General features: G+C 63.1%; 5 protein-coding genes. 3 read left to right on the forward strand and 2 right to left on the reverse strand.

Features of this window, described 5'->3' with window-relative positions; all coding sequences use genetic code 11:
* On the reverse strand, positions 1-552 hold a 552-nt coding region (locus GWP04_12455), incomplete at its 3' end, for a hypothetical protein (GenBank protein ID NIA26349.1).
* A gap of 294 nt (positions 553-846) precedes the next feature.
* On the opposite strand from GWP04_12455, the gene GWP04_12460 reads away from it, so the two are divergent.
* Both GWP04_12460 and GWP04_12465 read left to right on the forward strand, forming a co-directional pair.
* Positions 847-1281: a transposase gene (locus tag GWP04_12460; GenBank protein NIA26350.1), complete on the forward strand. Its 435-nt coding sequence runs from the start codon at positions 847-849 to the stop codon at positions 1279-1281.
* Entirely contained in the window at positions 1278-2288 is a 1011-nt protein-coding gene (locus GWP04_12465) for an IS3 family transposase (GenBank protein NIA26351.1), read from the forward strand. Before GWP04_12460 ends, GWP04_12465 begins: the two co-directional genes overlap by 4 nt.
* A gap of 18 nt (positions 2289-2306) precedes the next feature.
* On the opposite strand, the gene GWP04_12470 is transcribed toward GWP04_12465, so the two are convergent.
* Positions 2307-2966 (reverse strand): site-specific integrase, encoded by a 660-nt coding sequence (locus GWP04_12470; protein ID NIA26352.1) that lies wholly within the window; start codon positions 2964-2966, stop codon positions 2307-2309.
* 286 nt (positions 2967-3252) lie between these two features.
* On the opposite strand from GWP04_12470, the gene GWP04_12475 reads away from it, so the two are divergent.
* Positions 3253-3546, forward strand: coding sequence for a hypothetical protein (locus GWP04_12475; GenBank protein ID NIA26353.1), 294 nt, complete (start codon positions 3253-3255; stop codon positions 3544-3546).
* Positions 3547-3930: the final 384 nt, after the last annotated feature.

A 3930-nucleotide genomic window follows, 5' to 3' on the forward strand; every position in this document is an offset into this window, starting at 1 on the left:
GTTCAGCAATCCCTGGAACCCCCGCGCGTTCCTGAGGAACCCCGCTGGCAGCAACAGAAGCGGAATACTTGCGAGAATCAGGACCTTCCCGAAGGCCACCCACCACTCGTTCTGAGATCTCCTGTCGTCGTTGGTGTCCGTTGAGGCAATCACCACGGTGCGCACCGTCAACCAAAGCAACGCCAGCTTGAGAAGCGACACCGCGAGGCTGTAGCTCACAATGAAAGAACCCAGCACCGAGAAGAGCACAAATACATCTACCGCGAGGACGAGACGGCGCTGGGGTTCGGGAATGGGCAACCTCGTTCGAAGATGGACGCCAGTCGCCGCTGCCACTATGACAACCAGTCGATACTCAAGTGGCAGAGGCTGTGTCAGTGCCGAATTGGCGAAGACCAAGAGCCACGTGAATGCGAGCGCCTGAATCGCCCTTTGTTGGGATCTCAAAGCCCACAACGACAATGCCAGTGTCACCAAGAGCGGCCCCCCGGGCAACCGGGCGACCAACAACAAGAGTGCTATCTGTGCCGAAATGCCGATTACTGCGGGCATCGGCCGGCGCGGACTGGGGCCGGGAGAGACCCAATTGTCCGGGAAGACCGATGGTCGCCAATGTCGAACGCCTTGCATTGACCGTTGAGCTTAGAGCCTTCCGTCGAACAGGAACCGCACCCAGCAAATGGGGCGATCACCCACTTCCGATTGAGTCTGGTGCATGGCAGATCGACCATCCTCACGGCCTGTCGACTGAATCTTTCGAGCATTACCCTCTGTGTCAACCTTTGGTGAGACAGATCGTGTAGGTGAATTACTGTCTTGGGAGGGCGACGAGAGGAGAGATGCTGGATGTCTATTACTGCAGAGGATCGGCCGGTTGGCTCTGTCGGCCGGGCGGCCGATCCGGATCCTGAGGTCCCGGAGCGGGCAAAGCGCCGGTCGTATTCGGCGAGATACAAGTTGGAGATCCTCGCCGAGTATGAGGGCTTGGATCGTGACGCCAAGGGTGCCCTGTTGCGCAGGGAGGGTTTGTATACGTCGTTGATCTCGGAGTGGCGTAAGCAACGCGACCGGGGTGCGCTCGAGGCGTTGGCTGCGAAACCGGGACGCCAACCGGTCGGTCCGGTCGAGCGGGAGAACGTGCGGCTGCGCCGTCGTGTCGGGCGGCTCGAAGAAGAGTTGGGGACGGCACGTCGGGTGATCGAGGTGCAGGGAAAACTCTCGGCGCTGTTGGAGCAACTCGCCACCGACAGCGCCCCGGCGATGGGAGGCGAGGCGAAGTGATCGATGCGGCGATCGGCGAGCTGGCCCCGATGGTGGGTGTCGTCGCGGCGTGTGTGGCGGTGGGACGGCCCCGTGCCACGCACTATCGCCGGCATCGCAAGAGCCCCGTCCCGGCGAGACCCGATCGGGTTGCGGCGCCGCAGCCCAGGGCCCTTGACCAGGTTGAACGCAAAGAGATACTCCGGGTCCTGCACGAACCCGAACATGTCGACGAGGCGCCCGCCACCGTGTATGCCAAACTGTTGGACGACGGCGTGTATCTGGCATCGACCGCAACGATGTATCGGATCCTGCGAGATGCCGGTGAGGTGTCTGAGCGTCGCCGCCAGGCCACCCATCCTGCCCGGGTGAAACCCGAGCTGGTTGCTGCCAGCCCGAACGCGGTGTGGTCCTGGGACATAACGAAACTGTTGGGGCCGGCGAAATGGACGTACTACTACCTGTATGTGATCATCGACATCTACAGCCGCTACATACCGGGCTGGATGCTCGCACGAGCCGAACGGGCGCACCTCGCCGAACGGTTGTTGGCTGACACGATCCGCAGCCAGGGTGTCGAACGGGACGAGTTGACGATCCACGCCGACCGGGGAGCGTCGATGGCGTCCAAACCGGTAGCTCACCTGCTCGGCGATCTCGGCGTCACCAAGTCCCACAGCCGGCCGCATGTGTCCAACGACAACCCGTACTCCGAATCGCAGTTCAAGACGCTCAAGTACCGGCCCGGCTTCCCACGCCGGTTCGGATCGTTCGAAGACGCCCAGAGCTTCACGAGAAGCTTCTTCGACTGGTACAACAACAGCCATCGTCACTCCGGTATCGGGTTTCACACCCCCGCCGACGTCCACTACGACCGGGCCGAAGCGATCCAGAAGCGACGAGCCGCCGTCCTGAACGCCGCCTACCAGACACATCCCGAACGGTTCGTTCGCAAACCCCCGACACCACCACCGCTCCCACACATCGCGTGGATCAACAAACCCGAGGAGGACACCCCGACCCAATAAAACCATGAACCACCCGTCTCAAAAAGGTTGACAGGCTCCGCCCACGTTGGCCAACAACAATCCCCGCACCTCCGCTGCCCGCAACCCGCCCAGCACCATGACCAGAACCACGGCACGATCCCGATGAGTCTCCAGATCAGCCACGAACGAGGCGACCTCTTCGGCACCCAGGCTCTCGGGCAGTCGACGATCCTGACGCACCAGCCGACCATCGACCCTTCCCCGCCGGCCCCCCAGGTGCCCAAGCATCCCCCGACGAGGACGGACACGCAGACCCGTCGAGCGACGACCAGGCGGCACCGGGTTGTCGACACGGACGCCAGTGATGACCGCGTACTCGAACAACCCCCGCACAGCAGCCACCCGCCGGTTCATCGTCGCCGCAGCCGCTCCCCGCCGGCCGTCCAACACCACCACCTTCCCGGTCGATCTCCGCTTCGGCCTCGCCTGCCAGCCCAACCAGTCGAACAGGTCCCCGGCCACAACCTCGCCGACCGAAACGTCCCGCTCGACAAGGAACCGGCCGAAGTTCAACAAATCGAACGCATAGCCGCGCACCGTACCCGCAGCGAAGCCACGCGCCTGGAGATGGCCAAGATAAGCGTTGGCCAGATCACAGAATGGCCCCTCCCCGCCAAGACGATGACCACCCTCGACAACAACCACCCTCAAATCCATCAGCTACTCCTCCCAGTCGAGTGTCTCACACCGTCAGCAACCAGTCATAGACCTCCACGCCGACCGACCGAAACCCAGCCACCGAGGGCCGGTAAACCGATAATGTTGAAGGTCACCTGCCCAAAGCGGAGCGCCCACGGGTGCGTCGGCGCCTCGGTGAGGCGTTCAACCACCCCGACCCTGACCAGGGTCTCGCCAGGGTCTCGCCGCTGCCCGCCGGCTCGCCACCGAGATAGAAGGCACGTTCCCGGATGCCGCCGGATCGATCCGCGAAGGCCTCACCGAGATGTTTACCGTCCGGCGGCTCGGAGTCACCGGCAGCCTGCTCAGAACGTTGATGTCGACCAACCCGATCGAGTCGATGATCTCGATCGCCCGGACCACCACTTCGAACGTGAAACGGTGGCGCGACGGTGAAATGCGACGCCGCTGGTGCGCGGCGGGGATGCTCGAAGCCGAAAAGAGCTTCCGGCGGGTCAAAGGCTACCGGCAGATGCCAGCCCTCGTCACCCAACTCCGAGCCCACGCGGCGGCTATCACACCGACATGCGATACTGGAAAGGAGCCGATCGCTGCATGACCAACGGGACCGCCACCCCCACCAACATCAGCAGCAGACAGGACATCCTCGTCGAGCCTGTGATGCCTCTCGAGGAATGGAGCCTCCGGGAAACCCGGATCGGTTCATTCTCGGCGAATCGATCCATCTGTTCCACATCGTCGGCGGCGCGTTCACCGCCGGCGGCCTCTAGATCAGCACCCGGTGACTTTCGTCGAGGAAGCGAGTGCGCCGGTCTTCGTAGGGCTGGCGTGAGGGCCGACGATGTCCGGGAGCCGGTCAGATGTTGTGCGCGGCATACATCATGGCGACGAAGATCGCCACAAGGATCCCGAGACCGGCTCGCGGTATGAGTCGCAGTCTCCTGACCAGGGCAGCATCATCGGTGTCCTTATCGGCGGCAGC

This window comes from Gammaproteobacteria bacterium, from assembly GCA_011682695.1.
Lineage (GTDB): Bacteria > Actinomycetota > Acidimicrobiia > Spongiisociales > UBA4744 > BMS3Bbin01.